We start from the raw sequence: 18,721 nt of genomic DNA, 5'->3' as shown, positions 1-18,721 counted from the left end.
CCGGCCCGCTGATCGGCAGGCCGGCCGTGGACGGGATTCAGGCTCCGAGCACGACGCGCTTGGCGTGCCCGTGCCCGTCGAGGTCGAACTCGAGCGTGAGCGGCGACGTGCCGACGATCCGAACCCCGTCGTCGGCCTCGACCACGGTCGACTCCACGACCCCGGCGAGCACGACCTGCGCGGTCGCCTGCGTGCGGCTCGGGTCGGAGAGCGCGACCGTCGTGCGCCCGCCCTCGGTGTGCACCGCGAGCGAGCACGGTCCGCTCACCGTCACTCCGTTGCCCGGGGTCGTGCCCGACGGCGTGGCCTGGAAGAAGTTCCCGAGGGTGAGGCCCTGCCCCACCACGCGGATCACCTGCGCCTGCGCGTTGTTCGCGACGACCTCGACGGTCGGCGCATCCGACTCCGTGAACGTGACCGAGTGGTCCACGTTCGGCAGCACCATGTACGCGTAGCCGCCGCCGGACGGATCCGTGCCGTGGTGGTGCGTCACCGTGACGTAGTCGCGGTTCTTGACGTCGGTCGTGCCGCCGGTGTCGGATCCGGAGTTGATGGTCTGCCAGTCGCCGGAGCGGGGCACGACCTGCACGTCGATCGCGCCCGAGACGTTCTCCCCCTTGAGGAAGACGTATCCGCCGTGCCCCATGATGTGCACGTTGCGCTTCACCGTGATGGCGCCGTCGGCCGCGGTGAGCACCCGGTTGCGGTTGTCGGTGCGCACGTTCGGCACGGTGCCGGGGGCGAACGAGCGGTTGTCGATCGTGGTGAACACGTCGTTCCCGGAGGTCGAGGCGATCGCCGCGCCCAGGCACACCACCTTGTCGTCGAGGAAGAACCAGGACTTGCGGGCGCTGAGCGACTTGTCGAAGTTGAGGTGGTCCATGCCCTGGATCCCCCAGCGCCCGTCGAGCGCGAGACCGCCGCCGAACGCCTGGAACGCCCGAGGGATACCCGTGCCGTCCGTGGCTCCGTTGGCCCGCGTCGCCGCCGTGACCGTCGTGCCGGGAAGCCGGTACGGGTCGACCGTGGGCCAGAAGTCCGCACTGTACTGCGCCGGATCCGCAGAGCTGTAGAAGAAGGTCAGCCCGTCGCCCTGGTACCAGCCGAGGTTGTTCTCACGGTTGCCCCATTCGTAGCGGCCGATCCGCTTCGAGGAGACGTTGACCACGGCGCTGAAGCCGGGGCGGTGGTGCACCAGGCGGTCCTGGTCGCCGAATGCCCGCGTGTAGACCGGGGCGTCGGCCGGCGTCACGCTGTCGTCGCCGAGGATCGAGGTCACCAGCAACGACTTCGCCACCGTCTGGGTGGGCAGGCCGTACAGCTTCTCATCGGTGCAGCGCTGCAGCCAGCCCTTCACGAGCGAGAGGTAGCGGCTGCGATACGGCTCCCCCGCGCCGGGGGCGAGCAGCAGGATCGCGGTGATAGCGGCGGCGCCGTCCACATAGTCGGGCTCGGCCTGCCGCGACACCGCCCGGCCACGGACGGTCTCCATCATCCGTCCGTTCCAGATGAACGGCGCGTACGAGGCCTCGACCGCATCCAGGACCACCGACTTCTTCGGATCCGTCACGGCCCAGTCGCTGCCGCCGAGGAGGCCCAGGATCTCGGCGATGCCGCCGAGCGTGACGACGCCGTAGGTTCCGACGTAGGGCAGGTAGGTGTGCTGCACGAAGGATCCGTCGGCGTAGAAGCCGTCACCGCTGGTGACGTAGCCGAACACGCTGTTCTTCCCTGCCCTCACCGTGTCGCTGAGGGCGTCGCGTGCGAGCGCGATCTCGTCAGGACGCCCGTCGAGGATCCCGCGCAGCGCGCAGGACAGGGCCTTGTCGGTGCGGTTCGCGCCGGTCTCCGCCAGGCTCGTGCCGCGGCCGCGCCAGTTCGGGTCGGGCGTGAAGTATCGGGCCGCCGCCATGAGCGCGGTGCGCACGTCGGCCGGGACCGCGTCGTGCAACAGGATGCAGATGTCGGCCGCCTTGCGGGGCACGCCGATCTCCCAGAACCACCAGTTGCCGACCGCGGACTTGCCTGCCTTGTAGACGTTCGCGCTGAGCCACGTCAGCGCGTCCACGAGGTCCGCCGCGAGCGCCGCGTCGCCGTGCTGCGCGCACCCCGCAGTCGAGTACGCGAGGGCGAGGTCGAAGATGCGGTTGAACGTCACGCCCATGTTGCCGGACATGACGGTGCCGCTCACCCCGGCGAGGGGCAGATCGGCCCAGATCCCGGGGGACGCCGCGGGCCGCACCATCGCGTTCCACGACGCGGTCGCCGCGGCGCTCATGCCGTTCAGCACCTCGGCGAGCTCGGGGATGGACGCCGCGCTGCCGTCGCCGGCCAGCATCACGCGACGGCGCTCGATGAGCACAGCGAGCGGATCGTCGGCGACGGCCGGGACGTGTCCGGGGAGCGTCCGGGCGCTCGCGGATTCGCCGGCGACGGCGACGAGTGCGCCGGCTCCGAGCAGTCCGAGCAGGGCGCGGCGGTTCATCTCAAGAGGGGACATCATCGGCCTCCGGGCGGTTCGGGGAAGGATTCGCGGACCATGGTATGCGCTTTCCCATCCGAATAGTAGAGGTGATGTACATATTTCATGGCGCGGTGGACGCACGGCTGGCCCCCACCTTCGCCCCCTACGCTCTGAGCATGCGCCTGCTTGCCGACGCCGACCCCGCACGCTGGATCCCCGTGACCGGATCCCTCGGTCTGCGCGGCCGCCGGCACCGCAAGGCGGCGATCAGGATGCTGCTCGGCCAGGCCGGCGCCGCGGTCGGTGCCCCTACGACGGCCTCAGGGACCAGGGGCGGATCCGGCTTCGGCGCATGGGCGCTCAGCCAGGCCGCCCCCTTCCTCATGCGCAAGGCCGACGGCCGCGTGCTGGTGTGGACCTGGAAGGCCGAGCCCGAGCTCATCGTTGCCATGGCGAGCGCGCAGGAGCTCACCCCGCAGCTGCGCACCGCCCGCGCCATGATGCCGATGGAGTACGACGACACCGAGGAGTTCCGCAACCCCTACCTCGGCGTCGGGGAGAAGCTCGTCGTGCCCCTGCCGCAACCCGGCCCCACGGGGCAGTCGGCACCGCCGTTCGCGACGTACACCTGGGACACGGGCACGCACCTCATCACGCTGCAGGCGGTCTGCGCCGACCGAGAGCGATTCGGCACCGTCATCTCCGCGGTCGACGAGATCGCGCGCACGCTGCGCACTGCGGACGACCTCGCCGTGGGCGAGGCCGGTCCGGTGCTGCGGCTGCCACCGGCCTGAGCGCAGAGCGGCGGCGCATCAGTCCGTCCTGTCCCCGGGAGTCAGCGTGCGGCTCTGATCGTCAGTGGCCGGCCTGAAGGGCAGCGGCGAGGCCGTTCAGGCGCAGGGCAGTGCCGCCGCGCAGGTGCGGGAAGTCATCGCTTCCGTCCCCGGTGCGGGCGAGGAATGCAACCTGCTCAGTCCACGTCAGCAGGCAGCCGTCGTCGTCGGCGTCCGCGAACAGGACGGTCACCAACGAGGACCACCGCGGCACCTCGTTCACCGTCGAGGTGTAGGACAACACGATCCGACGGTCCGGGACGATGTCGAGATAGTGGGAGTGGTAGGCGAGCTGCTCCGGCGCGGCGCCGGCGACCTGGAACGTACTGGTGGCATCCACACCGCCACCCACCCGGAACTCGTGACGTTCCGCCGTCCGCTTGCCCGGCAGCCGGAACCATCGTCGACGCGTCGTCTCCTCGGCGAACGCGGCGAACACCGACGAGGGCGCCGAGCCGAAGCGACGCTCGATCGTGAAGGCATCGTGACGTACGTCGAGGGCGGCGAGGGCCGGCCTCGCGGCGACGTCGACACGGGATGCGGGATGGGCCGTCATGTCGTCTCCGGTTCGTCGGCGGGTCTCAGTGTGACCTTGAGGTAAACGCAGACCGACAGCGATGATTCCGCCCGCGCCGCGCGCACGGTGATCGTCCTCAGCTCAGCCCGCGCTCCGCAAGCCACGCGCGGCCCACCGCCTTCGGTGCGCGGAGCAGCCACGCGTCGGCGATCACCTCGCCGAGATGATCGGGCGCGATCGCGTCGAGGCGCAGCAGCACGGCGGGGTAGCCCGCGAAGTGGGGGATGGTGAAGAACACGTCCGGATCCGCCGCGATCAGCTCCTCAGCGAGGGCGGCGGTCTCCGTGTGCACGGCGACCACCGGCCCCTCCGGCCAGGTGCGGCCGAGCTCGGCCAGCTGCGCCAGGTCTGTCTTGCGCGGTCCGCGCATCCACGCGATCTGGCCGCCGTTGCAGCGCCAAGCCGGTTCCCCGGTGTGTCCGCCGATCCGCTCCTCGACGCCGGGCAACGCGAGGGCCAGAGTGCGGACATCGTCGATCGTCGCCATGGATCCGATCCTCGCTCCGTCCGAGACGCGGATCAAGGGACGGGCGGTGGCAGGACGTCGCGACGGATGCAGGACGGATCCGGCGATCACGTCGTGGACGCATTCGTGGCGGGACTGCTGCCGCGAGCCTGACCCGTCGCCGCCGCCGCGCTTGTCGGCGACACGATGGATGCCCCAGGGTGGTCAGACGTTCACGTCGCCCACGAGGTTGACCCGGATGCCCATGCCGTCGAGCATCGCGGCCTTTGCGACGAGGGCCTTGTCGGCAGTCTCGGCGTCCGGCGCGTAGACGAGCTGGGCGTGGTTGGCCTTGTGCCTGGCCATGAACTGGTCCCGACTCTGACCGTGCAGCACGACGTGCGCGATCGGCCACTCCGGGTTCGTGGCGTCCTTCCGACGCTGGGTCTCCGCGGCGGGCAGCTCCACGACCGTGCCGCGGAACACGTCGGCCTGCAGCACCCCGTCGGCGATGAAGATGCGGGACAGCACGACTTCGCCCGGCTTGGAGACGCCGTTGATCGTGGCGCCGCCGGCGGGGAAGAACACGTGACCCTGCCGCCATCCTTCAGCCCTGTCCCAGCCGCCGAGGTGCGAGGCGGGGACGGATCCGGAGATCTCGTAGACCCAGACGAACTCGCCGTCGTAGTCCTCGCCCCAGCGCACGTCGTGCAGCGTGTTGTCGGGCACGAGGCCCATCGCCCGCCACACCCGGTCGGTCACGAGGGCATCGACCGCGACCCCCTCGTCGGCCTCGTTGAAGTGCGGGAAGGCGCGCCCCTCGTGCAGGATCCGGGATCCGTCGCGCGAGGTGACCGGCGGGCGCTCCGTGGAGTTCAAGATCCCCTCGGCGAGATCCGATGCGGGCACCAGATCCTTGAGGCCCTGCTGGTACTGGATCCCGACCGCGTCCAGGCCGAAGTCGTCGGCGATGCGAAGGGCGGCGATGTACATCTTCAGCTGCCACTGGACCTGCTCCCGGGTGAGCTCGGTGGCGGCATCCTCGCCGTAGACGAAGGTCATGCCGTGCGCGACGAGCCAGTCATAGGCGGCGTCGGCCTCGGCGTCGGACACGGTCAGCATCTCGGCATACAGCGCGGATTGCGACAGGCGCTCCTTGTAGATGCCCGTCTTGTTGAGCAGTTCGTCGTCGAAGATCGCGTTGTACATGCCCATGCAGCCCTCGTCGAACACGCCGATGATGGCCTTGTCGGCGCGCAGCTGCGCGGCGAGCGCTTCGCCGAGTTGCTTCTCCGGGCTGTCGGGGAGCACGGGCAGGGCACGCACGTGCGAGGCGTCGTGCGTGATGCGGCCCGTCTCCGTCCACTCCTTCAGGCCCGCGCGGAACCAGTCGTCCGTGAAGTCGACCGACCAGATGGTGGAGTAGGGCTTGCCCATCTTCGTGAGGCCCGCGTTCAGACCGAGCAGACCCACGAGCCCCGGCCAGTCCGGAGCGAAGTTCGCGGTGGTGAGGATCGGGCCGCGGTGCGTGCGCAACCCTGCCAGCACGTGGTGCGAGTACTGCCAGTTCGCGGTCGCCACGATGAGCGGTGCGTCGACGGGGATCCTCGTGAACACCTCCATGCCCATCCGCTGGCTCGAGATGTAGCCGTGACCGGTGACCGGATCCACGCCGAAGGGGCGGATGACGGTCCACCCGAGATCCGCGAAGGCGGCGGTGACGGCAGCCTCGGTCGCGGCCTGCACCGGCCACCCCGCGACGTTCGCCGACTCGCGGAGGTCGCCGGAGGTGATCAGGTAGGCGGTCTTCGGTGCGGAGGCGGGGCGCACGGTCGGCGCGGGGATGGCGTAGCTCATGGGATTCTCCGTTGCTGGATGGGGGTCTCGTCAGTGGTGCCGGTGGTGCCGGTGGTGCCGGTGGCCAGCGGGAGGGTGCGGGTCTCGCCCGCGACCATCCGCAGGTCGCGGGCGACGACGGCGTCGTGCAGGCGGAGCTCGGCGAGGTCGAGCGCTCCGCCGTGGAGGTGGAGGGTCAGCGTGCCCCGGTCTACTTCGGCCAAACCCCACCCGGTCCCGGTGGTGAACAGGAATCGCGCAGGGGCATCCACAGCGAAGGCACCCAGGGTCGGTGCGAAGGACAGGGTGCGCGCGGGCGCGTCCCACTGCGCGCCGCTCGCGGCGAGCAGCAACGCCCAGGAGGCGAGGGAGCGGGCGTAGTGGTTGCCGCACTCGATCTCGTTCCACGGATTGCGGTGAACGCCGTCATAGCGGGAGCGCAGGGTGCGTTCGACGAGCAGGGCGTCCTCGACCCGGCCTGCATAGAGCAGCGATGCCGCCACCTGGTGCTCGATGCCGGTCCACACCTCGTCCGAGTACACAAACGGGATCGCGGGCCGCCCGCCGCGCGGCCAAGAAGCGAGCAGCAGCCCGCCCTCATCGTTCAGGGCGTACACGCGCTGCGTGCTCTCGTGCACGGACAGGTCGGCCCGGTGGTTGTGCGCCACGATCGCGGCGAGCGCCGAGTCGAGATGTTCCGGCGGCAGCAGCGCGCCGAGCCCGTTCACCCAGGCGTGGAACTGCCCGAGGAGCTGGTCCGACAGCACACCCTCGCCGTACTGGTAGCGGTGCGCGTCGACGTCCTCGATCACCTGCCGGTAGTACTCGCCGTTGTACAGCACGTCGTCCATCGCCCCGGCGGCGTGGTCGGCACGGGCCGCCCAGTCGCGAGCACGCTCGGTCTCGCCGAGGTGGGCCGCCATCCGCGATCCGGCCCGGAGTGCCGCCAGATAGATGCCGTTGGCGAGCGGATCGATCCCGTGGAACTCGATGTCGTAGGTGTTGTGCAGCTCGCCGTCGAGCAGGCCGTCGCCGTCGCGGTCCCATTCGCGGATGGCGTGCTCCAGGGCGCGCACCGCCGCCGGCCAGAGCTCGCGCAGGTACGCGTCGTCTGCAGAGAAGCGCCATTCGCGGTGCAGGCGCAGGAACGTGCCGAGCTGTCCGTCGACCGCCGGACCCATGAACCACGACGGGGATCCGAAGATCCGGTTGCCGCGGAACTTCTGCGCGCCGTCCTCGTCGGTCTCGAGCAGGAACTCGGGCCGGCGGGCACTGCGCTCGAGCGAGGGGAACAGCCATGCGACGGTCTGCGCGTACGACCAGACATGGGTGCAGGTGCCCTCGCAGGAGCCGCCGTGGTCGAAGGACCCCTCCCACGCGGCGAACACCGGCCCCTCCCCCAGGACCGGGTTCGGCGACTCCAGCACGAAGCATGTGGTGGAGCGCGCCGCGGCGATGTTCGCCCCGGCGGCTTCGGCGAGCACGGGATCCAGGGTGCCGCCATAGAGGGCCTCGACGAACGCGTCGGTCGCCGCCTCGAGCGCGGGCAGTTCGCGGTGCAGGTGCACGGCGGCCGCCCACGCGTCGGGCCACAGCGACGCGTAGTGGTTGCGCACGACGGGTGGCAGCGCGGGATCCACCGGTTGGTCGTCCAGGACGATGTGGCCATGCCAGCCGCGCCGCCGGTTCGGAAACGACCAGCTCAGCACGAACTCGAAGTCGCGGGCCTCGCCGGGCGCGAGCGTGTGCACGATGCCCAGGGATCCGGTGCGCAGCCGTGGGAGCTTGGCGAGCATCTCCTCCTCGGTGAGCGGCGGGGCCTCGGGATCCGCGTCCCGCTCCGCGAAGAGGCCGCGCGGGCGGTCTTCGAGCGTGAGGCGCGGTTCGGGGTCGAGCAGTCCGTCGGCGGTGAGGTCGCTCCAGAACATGCGGGCGCCGTCGGGCCAGTAGCTCGTGACCCACTGCGGCTTGACCGTGGTCGACGCGTCGCTCGTGGTGAGGCTGAGGGTGCCGTAGCCCGGATCGTCCTCGGGCAGATCGATGCCGAAGTCGAGCCCCCGCACCTCGCCCTCATCGCGCCAGCGCACGGTCTGCGTGCCGCGCATCCCCCAGGGAGCATCCGGTCCGGGCTCGCTGCGGCCGGCCGTGTGCGACACGCTGCCGACGACCGTGACCCCGACCGGCACGACGCCCGGATTGACGACCCGGTAGCGCAGCACGGCGGCGGGGATGCCCGAGGCATCCGCATCGAGCGGCACGAGCGGGGTGAACGCATGCAGCGACACCTCCACGGGCAGCACGCGGTCGGCGAAGTCGATGTCGACCACGGGGTACTCGCCGTGCATCGTGGCGCCGTCGAGCCGCGGCAGGCCCGCGAGGTCGTCGAACGAGAACCCGGCATCGAGGTCCCGACGGCCGGTTACGCGCGCCTCCAGCACCCGGGTGACCGGATCCGCACCCTCCGGCGCCGCGTGGATCGCGAAGAACGTGCGCGGGTTGCGCCGGTCCTTGTCGGGGTGGTTCTCCAGCTCCCAGTCGCGCAGCTCGCCGCGGGCCCCGAGCGACACGTTGCCGGTGCCGATGCCGCCGAGCAGGAACGCCGCGCGCTCTGCAGTGTGCGGGATGGGGCGGGCGCGACGCGTCATGCGGACGCCTCCCTCACGTCGTCGGCCCGCTGCTGCGCCGCGAGCTCGTGCACGACCTCGGCCGTACCCGCGTAGAGCCGCAGGTAGCGGTCGTAGAGCGCGTCGTAGGCCGGAGCGAGAGTCGGGTCCGGGACGATCGTCGTCACCACCAGGTTCCACTCCTCGATCCTCGGAGCCGGATCGGCGACCGCACCCGCCGCGAGGAAAGCGGCGCCGTAGCTCGCACCGATCGTCACCTCGGGCACCTCCTGCACGAGCCCGGTGACGTCGGAGACGATCTGCAGCCAGAGCCGGCCCTGCGTGCCGCCGCCCACCGCGACGACGCGCCGGATGTCCGCGCCGGCGTCGCGCATGGTCTGCACGTTGTGCCGCACGCCGAGCGCCGTGGCCTCGAGCGCGGCCCGGTACAGGTCGCCCCGGCCGTGCGCGAGCGTGAGACCGGCGATCACGCCGCGCGCGTCCGGATCCTGGATCGGCGTGCGCTCGCCCGCGAAGTACGGCAGCAGCACGAGCCCGCGCGCTCCGACGCCGGATGCGTCCGCCTCGGCGAGCAGCTCGGGGTAGTCGGATCCGGTGAGGTCCTTCAGCCACGCGGTGAGCGCGCCGGACGTCGACAGCCCGCCGGCGAGGTTGCGGGTGCCCGGGAAGGCGCCGGCTGTGGTCCACATCGAGGGGGTGCGCAGAGTCTCCTCCCCGGTCGCGATGAGGAACATGGTCGTCCCGTACATGAGCATGAGGTCCCCGACGCCGTGGGCCCCGACGCTGACCGCCTCGGTCCACGCGTCGATGGTGCCGGCGATGACCGGCGTGCCCTCGGGGATGCCGGTGAGGACTGCCGCCTCGGCCGACACGGCGCCGGCGACGTCACCGGCCCAGCACAGGGCGGGCTGCTCGACAGGCGCGGCGTACCGCTGCCACCATTCGTCGTGCCAGTGTTCCGCTTCGATGTCGTAGAGCGGAGAGACCTGGCTCGCGGACTGGTGGTCCAGCACGTAGGCGCCGGTGAGGCGGTGCGCGAGCCATGAGGCGGGCATGAAGAGCCGACGGGCGCGGCTCCACGCCACCGGATCCTCGTCACGGATCCAGAGGATCTTCGGGCCGCCGGCCTGAGAGGTGAGTTCGGATCCCCCCACCCGCGTGATCTCGGCGACACCCAGGTCTGCGGTCATCCGGTCGATCTGCTCGCCGGCCCGGGTGTCGACGCCGTAGAGGATCGCGGGGCGCACCGGTTCGCCCGCGTCGTCGGCCAAGAGGATGCACGGTCCCATGCCGCTCACGCCGACCGCCGCGACCTCGGCGTCCGGCACGGCCGCGAGCAGCTCGCGGGCGAGGGAGACGAACTCGTCCCACCAGGTCCCGCCGTCCATCTCGACCCAGCCGGTGCGCGGGCGGCTGACGTCATGCGTCCGCGTGGCCTGGGCGAGAATCGCGCCGCCGGCGTCGACGAGGACGCCCTTGCTGCTGGAGGTGCCGATGTCGACACCGATGGTGCACCGCACGCGCATCCTCCTCGATCGCTCGCCCTGACCGGACGGCGATCACATTACGCGAAATCGATTTCAAGTGCAATCGGCCTGCAAACACTTCGCGAGCATCGGCATTTGCGTGGTCTTCGCGCTGATTTCGTGAAACCGATCCACATGCTCAGTGGCCAAACGAATCCCCGCCGGATGGTTCGTCCCCGCGCTCGGCTCTGCTCTGCTCTGCTCTGCTCGGACCAGCTCAGCGCGAGACGGTCGCGGCCTGGATCTCGTTGCGGAGCACGATCGTGCGCGCGGGCTGGTCGTCGCCGCCGATCCGGTCCAGCAACATCCGTGCGGCCGTCACGCCCATGTGGCGCGCAGGAAGACGCACCACGGTGACCACGCTCGGCGACAGCGTCGTGAACGGCAGCGAGCCCACGACCGCGACGCCCATCGCGGGCGGAGTGAGGCCGTGTTCGGTGAGCACCTGGATGGCACCGACGCCGATGAGGTTGTTGCCCGCGACCACGGCGTCAGGCGGCTCGGGGAGCGCCAGCAGCTGCTCCATGGCCTCGCGGCCCCCGTCCACCCGGAACGACGAGAACCGCAGCAGGTCGGGGATGACAGGAAGACCGTGGGAGGCAAGAGCCATCCGCCAGCCGTCCACGCGTTCGACCGCTGTCTCGATGTGCTCGGGCCCGGCGATGTGCGCGATGCGGGTGTATCCGGCGTCGATCAGCTGCTCGGTCGCGCTGCGGCCCGCGTCGCGGTTCGCCATGACCACGCCGTCGATGTCGTACCCGGTGCTGCGGTCGACGGCGACCACAGGCCGCCCCGCCGCCATGATCTCCTCGAGGCTGGTGTGATCCGATGCCGCGGCGAGGATCACCCCGGACATGTGCTCGGCGATCGCGATCCGCAGATACGTCTGCTCCTTCTCGACCTGCGCGTCGGAGTTGCACAGCACCACGGAGAAGCCTGCTTCAGAGGCGACGTCCTCGACTCCGCGCGCCATCTCGGTGAAGTAGGGGTTCTCGATGTCGGGGATCACGAGCGCGATCACCTCGGAGCTCTGCCGCCGAAGGGTGCGCGCGGTGCGGTTCGGGAAGAACTTCAGCTGCGCGGCGGCCTGGCGCACGGCCGTGACCTTCTCCTCGGAGACGCCGACGCCGTTGAACACGCGGGAAACCGTCGCCGGAGACACGCCCGCGAGACGCGCCACGTCGTAGATGGTCGCCATCCCGCCCTGCCTTCTGTTGTCCGTCAGGACACACTACCGTGATGAAATCGATTGCAACAGTGGGATGGAATCGGTAGGGTGGCCGCACGCGCTGCCACGCCCTGCACGCGTCTTCACCCACTCGACACGAGGATGTGCCCCGCCATGACCTTTTCCGACCTGTCGTCCCTGTCCGCCTTGCGCACCGTGCAGACCCGGTCCATCTCCCCGGAGAACTTCGACGGCTCCGTCGGCGGCGGCGCCAGGGCGACCGAGGGGACGGGGGCCGACTGCGCCCGCGACCTGGGGCCCGGCTGGAAGATCTCGCCGAGCGTCGACATCGCAGCGGGCGAGACGTTCGATCTCGCCGTGATCGAGGGCGCGGGCAGGATCACCCACATCTGGATCACCACGCACACCGACAACTGGCGCACTCTCATCCTGCGCGCGTACTGGGACGGCGCGGCCGAGCCCGCCGTCGAGGTGCCCTACGGCGACTTCTTCTGCAACGGCTGGGGCGTTTTCGCGCAGGTGAACTCGCAGGTGATCGCCGCGAACCCGCATGGCGGCTTCAACTCGTACTGGCCGATGCCCTTCCGCGACGGTGCTCGCCTCACGATCGAGAACACCTCGGCGGTCGATGTGCGCGTCTACTACCAGGTGACCTACGAGACCGGCGGCGACTACTCCGCCGACGGCTACTTCCATGCGCAGTGGCGCCGCTCGAACCCGCTCGAGGAGCTCGTCCCTCACACGATCCTGGAGGGCATCGAGGGGCAAGGACAGTACGTCGGGACGTACATCGCGTGGGGTGTGAACTCCAACGGCTGGTGGGGCGAGGGCGAGATCAAGTTCTACCTCGACGACGACACCGACCACCCCACGATCTGCGGCACCGGCACCGAGGACTACTTCGGCGGCGCCTGGAACTTCGACATCCCCGGCCAGGGGTACACGGCGTTCTCGACGCCCTACCTGGGCATGCCCCAGGTGATCCGCCCCGACGGGCTCTATGTCTCGCAGCAGCGCTTCGGCATGTACCGCTGGCACCTCGCGGATCCGATCCACTTCTCCACCGGCCTGCCGAAGGTCGACATCCAGGCGCTCGGATGGCGCAGCGGATGGCGCTACCTCCCCCTCCGCGACGACATCGCCTCCACCGCGATGTTCTACCTGGATCGCCCGACAGCCCGCCGCCCGAAGGCGCCGAGCGCTGACGACATGGAGGTGCACCTAGGAACGGCCCCGGTGCCCGACCTCGGATCCACTCCCCCGCGCGCACCGCGCAGCTGAACCCGTCGCGCGGCGAGTGCCGGCGACGCGAAGAAAGGAGAGGGCGATGAAGCCCCTGACCAGGATCGCGGCGGGCGCCGCGATCACCTCCCTCGCCGTCGTCGCCTTCGCGGCCGCGACCGCGCCTCCGCCGGCCGTGGCCACCACTGCGACGACCCCGGCCACCGTCGTCGAGAAGCTCACCGGACCGGATGCTCCCAACAACACCTGGGGGCGCTGGGACGTGAAGGCGACCGATCTCGGCATCGGGTGGGACGACGGATCCGGCCACGTGCTCACCGCGTTCGGCGACACCTTCGGCAACTCCTGGACCGGCCCCGGCGGCGGTGCGCCGCCGAACGGGAACTGGCGCAGCAACGTGCTGCTGCGCTCGAGTGACACGGACCTGGCCGACGGCATGCTCTTCGATCACGCCGCGCAGGATCCGCAGGGGATCGCGAAGCAGATCATCCCGTCGAAGAAGATCAACGGCGACGAGATCACCGTCATCCCCACGGCGGGCATCTCGGTCGGCGGGCGGCAGTACCTCGGCTTCATGTCGGTGCGGCAGTGGGGTCCTCCCGGGGTGTGGGACACGAACCACGCGGGCATCGCCTACTCCGACGACGACGGCGAGACCTGGACCGTCTCCGACACCCGCTGGGACAACCCCGACGGCCACGACCCGTTCCAGATGCAGGCCTATGTGCAGAAGGGCGGCACGATCTACGTCTTCGGCACGCAGAACGGCCGCAACGGCCCGGCATCGGTGGCGAAGGTTCCCGCGCAGAAGCTGCTCGACAAGGCCTCGTACCGGTACTGGGACGGATCGTCGTGGAGCAAGGACGAAGCCGCGGCGAAGCCGGTCATGGACGCGCCGATGAGCGAGATGTCGGTGCAGTGGGACGACTACAGCAAGCGGTTCCTGATGATGACGCTCTCGGGCGAGGACATCATCCTGCGCACCGCGACCAGCCCCGAGGGTCCGTGGACGCCGGCGCAGACGGTGGCCAGCTCGACCGATTACCCCGCGCTGTACGGCGGCTACTTCCATCCGTGGAACAAGAACGGCGAGATCTACTTCACGATGTCGCAGTGGAATCCGTACAACGTGTATCTGATGCACCTGCGCATCGATCGCAACGGCACGATCATCGATCCGAATCTCGTCGCGGATCCGAGCTTCGAGCGCGCGACCGCTCTGGGCGACGGCACCAACGGCACCTGGGGCGCCAAGCCCAACTCGGGGATCGACAACGCGCCTGCCGCGGGTTTCACGGGCGACCACCGCGTGTTCGTGCGGTACAACCAGGGCTGGCGCGACGTCTGGCAGGACGTGGCGGTGCAGCCGCACACGACCTACCGCCTGACGGGCTTCGTCCGTACATCGGTGAACAGCGACGCCGGCTACTTCGGCGCCCGCTCGCTCGACGGCACGGTGATCTCCGAGGCGCACTTCACCTCGGTGGGCGCATGGACGCGCTTCACCGTCACGTTCGACTCCGGAGACCGCGATCAGGTGCAGCTCTACGGCGGCGTCTGGACGAACAGCGGCGACATCTGGATGCAGATGGACGACGTGACGCTCGTGCGGGTGCCCTGACGCCGCGCTGAAACGCCGGAGCCGGCGCCGGCGTCGCCGGCAGATCCCCAAAGATGGAAAACGTCGCTCCGAGCCGCGTCGGGGCAGCGAAATCCATCTCGCAGCCCGCGGCGCGGGATCCGAAAGATGGAAAACCTCGCTCCCACGGCCCTGGGAGCGACGTTTTCCATCTTCGGCGCCGCTTGCGGTTCAGGCCACAGCGGTTCAGGCCAGTGCGCGCACCGGTCCGCGCAGCACGGCGCGGTCCAGGCCGTAGAGGCCCGCGCCGGTGAAGGCGAGCGCGAGGGCCCCCGCGCCGAGCACGGCTGCGAACTCCCAGCCGCCGTCGCCGACCCAGATGCCGTTTCCGAGGTGCACGAGCACGATGGCTCCGACCATGTCGGCGGCGAGCAGCACGCCGACGGGGCGAGTGAACAGGCCGGCGATGAGCAGAATCCCGCCGACGAGTTCGAGGAACGCGATCACCGGGCCGGCGATCTCGGGCAGCGGGGCGCCCATGCCCGCGAAGGCCTGCACCGTGCCGGGCAGGGTGAACTCGAAGACCTTCTGGGCGCCGTGCGCGGCGAAGACGCCGCCGATCACGAGGCGCAGGACCAGGAGTCCGAGAGAGGCGGCGGGCTTCGTGGTGTTCGTCATTCCGGACAGCTCCTTCGTGGCAGGACACCGCGGCGAGCGCGGCTCGGGGCATCCGCCCCGTTCCTCCACGCTACGGAGCCGCCCCTGTCATGTTTCTGAACGCGGGCTCAATATCCGGTGACGGATCCTCGGGAACGGATGCCGTCATCGCGCCAGAGCGCCCAGAGCCGGGCGTAGGCGCCGCCGGCGGCGACGAGCTCGTCGTGGGACCCGAGCTCCACGATCCGCCCATCGTCTACGACAGCGATTCGGTCGGCGTCATACGCCGTGGACAGCCGGTGCGCGATCGCGATAACCGTGCGCCCTTGCATGGTCGCCGCGAGCGCCGCCTCCAGATCGCGCGCCGCGGTCGGATCCATCGCGCTCGTCGCCTCGTCCAGGATGATCGTGTGCGGATCCGCGAGCAGCACCCGGGCGAGCGCGAGCTGCTGTTCCTGGGCCCCCGTGAGCGGATGCCCGCCGGATCCGACCACGGTGTCCCATCCGTCGTCGAGCGTGTCGATCCAGCCCATGGCGCCGATCCGATCCAGCGCATCCGCCACCTCGGCATCGGCGGCGTCGAGGTGCCCCAGCAGCACGTTCTCGCGCACGGTCGCCGCGAACACATGGTTCTCCTGGGCAACGAGCAGCACGTGCCGTCGCCGGAGGGCGAGCGGGATCGACGCGACGTCCGCTCCCCCGACGAGGGCGCGGCCAGCCGTGGGTCGGTCGACCCCGGCGAGCAGCCGAGCCAGTGTGGACTTCCCGGCGCCCGAAGCGCCGACGATCGCGAGACGCTCCCCCGGCACGATCCGCAGCGACACGTCGTGCACGACCGGCCGCCCCGGTCGGTAGGCGAAGGTCACGTCGTCCAGTTCGACCTGGGTCGTCTGCGGCTCGGCACCCTCCTCCGCGTGCGGCGCCTCTGCGGCTTCGTGCACGCCGAGGATCCGCGCGAACGAGACGAAGCTGCGTTGCAGCTCGTCCGTCCAGTCGATGAGGGATTCCAGCGGCGCGACCAGCGCCGAGGCGTACAGAGTGGCGGTCACGACCGCGCCGACCGACACCTCGCCGCGCACGGCGAGCCAGCCTCCCCACGCGAGCGACGAGAAGACGGGGATCGCGAAGGCGAGGTTCGCCCACGGGAGCATGGTCTGGCGCAGCCGGATCCGGCCCACCGCGGCCCGCCAGTGCAGGGCGAGCGCATCCGAGATCGAGCGCCGGCGCGCGCCCTGCAGGCTCAGCGCCTCGACCGCGCGGGCTCCGTTCGCGGTCTCGTCGAGGGAAGCGAACGTGGGCCCGTAGCTGTCTCCGAGCCGCTGATAGACGCCAGGGGCCCGCCGCGTGTACCAGCGCATCAGCAGGACCAGCACGGGCAGAGCGATCAGGTACACCGGCGCGATGAGGGGCGCGGCGACCGCCGCGGCGACGAGGGTGAGTACCACGGTGAGCGCGGATATCAGGCTCCCTGGGAGCGCCCAGCGCACCGTCTCCGCCACCGTGCTGATGTCCTGCGTGGTGCGCGTGACGAGCTCGCCCGTGCCCGCAGACTCCACCACGCCCATCGGAACAGCGAGGACGTCGGAGAGGAAGTCGATCCGCAGCCGCGCGAACACGTCTTCGCCGAGCCGCCACGCGCTGCGCGCGGCCGTCAGCACGAAGAGCGTCTGCGCGAGCACCCCGGCCAGCATGGCCGAGCCGTAGAGCGCCACCTCGCCCGCCCCCGCTCCGGCGCGCAGCCGGTCGATGAGCAGCCCGATCAGGCGCGGCGGCACGAGCGACGCCGCAGCAGCCCCCGCGTTGAGCGCGACCACGAGCACGAAGCGCGCCCGATGCCGTCTCCAGATCGCGGCGAGCTCCTGCCGCACCCGCGCGGCGCCCGCCCGGGGCAGCGCCGGCTCGGTCTCGTCGGTCATCGTCATCACGCGACCCCCTCGGCCCGCAGCACCGCGCGGCGATACACGGGATCCCGCCCGATCAGCTCCTCGTGTGTGCCCTCGGCGCAGATCCGCGCGTCGGCGATCACGACGACTCTGTCGGCGGCGCTGAGGACGAGCGGACTGGCGCTCACGACGATCGTGATCCGCCCGGCGCGATGCGCGCGGATCCCGGTCGCCATCCGCTCCTCCGTCGCGGCATCGACCGCGGACGTCGGATCGTGCAGCACCAGGATCGGCGCCTCGGTCAGAAGAGCCCGCGCGGCGCCGAGGCGCTGCCTCTGACCGCCGGAGAACTCGACACCGCGTTCGCCGACACGCACATCGAGCCCTTCCGGAAGCTGCTCGAGGACGTCCTCCGCATCGGCCGCCGCGACGGCGCGCAGGATCCGCGCATCGTCGTGGCGTCCCCAAGGGTCCAGCAGATCCCGCAGCGTCCCGCTGAACAGGAACGGCACGGGGTCGGACACAACGATCTGCGCTCGCACGGCCGACACGGCAAGGCTCGAGGCCTGTCGCCCACTCAGCAGCACCGGGTCGGCGATGTCGTCGCCGAGGCGGCCGAACCGATCGACGAGAGCCTGCGCCTGCTGCGCGTCGCGCACCACGACGGCGACGACTTCGCCGTCGCGCACGGTGAGTCCCGTGCGCGGATCGTGCAGCGCGGGCGCTCCCGCCCCTGGCGCCGGCACGGCGTCGTCGGGGCCGTCCGTCCAGAGCGGCTCGACCGCGAGGAGTTCCACGATGGCGCGCGCCGCAATCATCCCGCGCACGACGACCCGGACGACCTGGTTGAACAGCGTGACGGGCAGCACCATGAAGCCCGCGTATCCGTAGAACGCCACCAGCTCGCCGATCCGCAGCTCTCCGCGGGCGACCATCGCGGCGCCGATCCAGGTGAGCCCGACGACGAGGACTCCCGCGATCAGCACGCCGAGCGCGTCGGCGAGGGACACCGGCCAGGCGACCGCCTGCTGCGCGTCCCTGGCGCGCTCCGAGCGGCGGCGGAACCGCTCCAGGAACCAGTCCTCGCCGCCGATGCCGCGGATCACCCGCAGCCCGCGCACACTGTCGGTCGCGACCGCGTTCATGTCGCGGGTCGCATCCCTGGCCGCGCTCTGTCGAGAACGGAGGATCCCGACGAGGAACACCTGCAACATCGAGAACGCGGGCACCGCGACGATCACCAGCACGCCGAGCAGCACCGAGTCGCGCAGCAGGAGGACCGAGACCGTGCCGAACGAGACGAGCGCGGAGACCAGGGTGCCGACGTTGATCGGCACGAATCCGAACCACCAGGCGTCGTTCGACGCCATCGTGACCGCGGATCCGGATCCCAGCCGGCGATCGGCGGCGATCGTGATCCGCGTCGCGGTGTGCACGATCACCTGATCGACCCGGCTCACCCCGCGCTCGTAGTTGATGGATCCGGCGCGGTCGCGGAGCCCCTGGATGAGCGAATGCTGCAGCTGCAGCCACACGACGACGCCCAGCCAGCCGAGGAAGGCGCCGTAGTCGCCCGCGACCAGGCCCTCGTCGATCGCCCTGCCGATCGCCCACGGGGTGAGCGCGAGTCCGAGCAACCAGACGACGTCGCACACGACGCCCTGCAGCACCGTGGTCCACTGCCGGCGCACGAGCCAGGCCAGGAAGCCGAGCGGTGTCACTCCTGACGGCGGGGGGACATAGGTCTCGGGAAGGGCGATCATCGCCCGGCTCCTCTCGCGGGGGAAACAGAGTCATCGCCCCTCGGCGCACGCGGCCGGGGGCGGAAAGGATCACAGGATCCGGGGAGCTCTGTTCAACGGCGCA

General features: G+C 70.6%; 13 protein-coding genes. 3 read left to right on the top strand and 10 right to left on the bottom strand.

The genetic code is table 11. From position 1 onward, the window contains the following. Nucleotides 1-37 precede the first annotated feature (37 nt). Nucleotides 38-2,485, bottom strand: coding sequence for a polysaccharide lyase 8 family protein (locus tag AB4078_RS15785; protein WP_441977913.1), 2,448 nt, complete (start codon nucleotides 2,483-2,485; stop codon nucleotides 38-40). A 155-nt stretch (nucleotides 2,486-2,640) separates the two neighbouring features. On the opposite strand from AB4078_RS15785, the gene AB4078_RS15780 reads away from it, so the two are divergent. Further along, complete coding sequence (locus AB4078_RS15780) at nucleotides 2,641-3,258, top strand: hypothetical protein (protein WP_441977912.1); 618 nt, start codon at nucleotides 2,641-2,643, stop codon at nucleotides 3,256-3,258. A 61-nt stretch (nucleotides 3,259-3,319) separates the two neighbouring features. Here AB4078_RS15780 and AB4078_RS15775 read toward each other — a convergent pair whose 3' ends face one another. The 6 genes from AB4078_RS15775 to AB4078_RS15750 form a co-directional block, all read right to left on the bottom strand. Beyond that, nucleotides 3,320-3,853: an SRPBCC domain-containing protein gene (locus tag AB4078_RS15775; RefSeq protein WP_441977911.1), complete on the bottom strand. Its 534-nt coding sequence runs from the start codon at nucleotides 3,851-3,853 to the stop codon at nucleotides 3,320-3,322. A gap of 97 nt (nucleotides 3,854-3,950) precedes the next feature. Further along, a complete protein-coding gene (locus AB4078_RS15770; RefSeq protein ID WP_441977910.1) occupies nucleotides 3,951-4,361 on the bottom strand; it encodes an MmcQ/YjbR family DNA-binding protein in 411 nt (136 codons plus the stop codon). 183 nt (nucleotides 4,362-4,544) lie between these two features. Beyond that, a complete protein-coding gene (locus AB4078_RS15765) occupies nucleotides 4,545-6,176 on the bottom strand; it encodes a fucose isomerase (RefSeq protein WP_441977909.1) in 1,632 nt (543 codons plus the stop codon). Continuing rightward, nucleotides 6,173-8,800, bottom strand: a complete 2,628-nt coding sequence (locus AB4078_RS15760) for a GH116 family glycosyl-hydrolase (RefSeq protein ID WP_441977908.1) — start codon at nucleotides 8,798-8,800, stop codon at nucleotides 6,173-6,175. Before AB4078_RS15760 ends, AB4078_RS15765 begins: the two co-directional genes overlap by 4 nt. Beyond that, nucleotides 8,797-10,305, bottom strand: coding sequence for an FGGY-family carbohydrate kinase (locus AB4078_RS15755; protein ID WP_441977907.1), 1,509 nt, complete (start codon nucleotides 10,303-10,305; stop codon nucleotides 8,797-8,799). The genes AB4078_RS15760 and AB4078_RS15755 overlap by 4 nt, the downstream gene beginning before the upstream one ends. A 217-nt stretch (nucleotides 10,306-10,522) precedes the next feature. Further along, the gene (locus AB4078_RS15750; protein ID WP_441977906.1) at nucleotides 10,523-11,503 is read right to left on the bottom strand and encodes a LacI family DNA-binding transcriptional regulator; all 981 of its coding nucleotides are present in this window, start codon (nucleotides 11,501-11,503) and stop codon (nucleotides 10,523-10,525) included. A 144-nt stretch (nucleotides 11,504-11,647) separates the two neighbouring features. Here AB4078_RS15750 and AB4078_RS15745 point away from each other — a divergent pair, with 144 nt between their 5' ends. Both AB4078_RS15745 and AB4078_RS15740 read left to right on the top strand, forming a co-directional pair. Then, nucleotides 11,648-12,775 carry a glycoside hydrolase family 172 protein gene (locus tag AB4078_RS15745; RefSeq protein ID WP_441977905.1) on the top strand — a complete coding sequence of 376 codons (1,128 nt, stop codon included), beginning with the start codon at nucleotides 11,648-11,650 and terminating at the stop codon, nucleotides 12,773-12,775. 46 nt (nucleotides 12,776-12,821) lie between these two features. Then, entirely contained in the window at nucleotides 12,822-14,357 is a 1,536-nt protein-coding gene (locus AB4078_RS15740; protein WP_441977904.1) for a DUF4185 domain-containing protein, read from the top strand. 204 nt (nucleotides 14,358-14,561) lie between these two features. Here the strand turns inward: AB4078_RS15740 and AB4078_RS15735 are convergent, their stop codons facing one another. The 3 genes from AB4078_RS15735 to AB4078_RS15725 form a co-directional block, all read right to left on the bottom strand. Beyond that, nucleotides 14,562-14,993 carry a DoxX family protein gene (locus AB4078_RS15735; protein WP_441977903.1) on the bottom strand — a complete coding sequence of 144 codons (432 nt, stop codon included), beginning with the start codon at nucleotides 14,991-14,993 and terminating at the stop codon, nucleotides 14,562-14,564. Nucleotides 14,994-15,100: 107 nt separating this feature from the next. Further along, nucleotides 15,101-16,888 (bottom strand): ABC transporter ATP-binding protein, encoded by a 1,788-nt coding sequence (locus tag AB4078_RS15730; RefSeq protein ID WP_441977902.1) that lies wholly within the window; start codon nucleotides 16,886-16,888, stop codon nucleotides 15,101-15,103. A gap of 5 nt (nucleotides 16,889-16,893) precedes the next feature. After that, nucleotides 16,894-18,618, bottom strand: a complete 1,725-nt coding sequence (locus AB4078_RS15725; protein WP_441977901.1) for an ABC transporter ATP-binding protein — start codon at nucleotides 18,616-18,618, stop codon at nucleotides 16,894-16,896. Between the last annotated feature and the right edge of the window lie 103 nt (nucleotides 18,619-18,721).

This window comes from Microbacterium sp. 2MCAF23 (genome assembly GCF_052115565.1).
Classification (GTDB): Bacteria; Actinomycetota; Actinomycetes; order Actinomycetales; family Microbacteriaceae; genus Microbacterium.
This window is presented reverse-complemented; position numbering and strand designations above follow the sequence as displayed.